The following is a 325-nucleotide window of genomic DNA, read 5'->3' as shown; positions in this document are numbered from 1 at the left end:
GCAAGACCGAAGGGAAACTGCCCGGAGGAAAGCCTGAGGAAGTAGCTCGGGTGAGTACAAAGGAAGCGTCCGTTCCTTGAGAACTCAACAGCGTGCCAAAAATCAACGCCAGATATGTTGATACCCCGTTCCCGGCCGGTCTTCGGTTGGGGCGAGGTTCCTTTGAAATAAACACAGCGAGGATGCTGTGAACCATCGGCTTATTCCGCCGGTGGTTCCGCTCTCGTGATGTGTGCACCCGATTACGGGTAAACATTCACGGAGAGTTTGATCCTGGCTCAGGACGAACGCTGGCGGCGTGCTTAACACATGCAAGTCGAACGAT

The 325-nt window shown here is 54.5% G+C and carries 1 protein-coding gene and 1 rRNA gene; one reads left to right on the top strand and one right to left on the bottom strand.

Annotated features, from left to right (window positions below; all coding sequences use genetic code 11):
• A partial coding sequence (locus PUR53_RS00235; RefSeq protein WP_329906960.1) for a hypothetical protein occupies positions 1 to 196 on the bottom strand: 196 nt, incomplete at its 3' end.
• 59 nt (positions 197 to 255) lie between these two features.
• Between PUR53_RS00235 and PUR53_RS00230 the strand changes: the two genes are divergently transcribed.
• Positions 256 to 325: ribosomal RNA gene (locus PUR53_RS00230) — 16S ribosomal RNA — on the top strand; the annotation flags it as partial.

The sequence above is a fragment of the Streptomyces sp. SP18BB07 genome (assembly GCF_036322545.1).
GTDB classification, from domain to species: domain Bacteria; phylum Actinomycetota; class Actinomycetes; order Streptomycetales; family Streptomycetaceae; genus Streptomyces; species Streptomyces deccanensis.
This window is presented reverse-complemented; position numbering and strand designations above follow the sequence as displayed.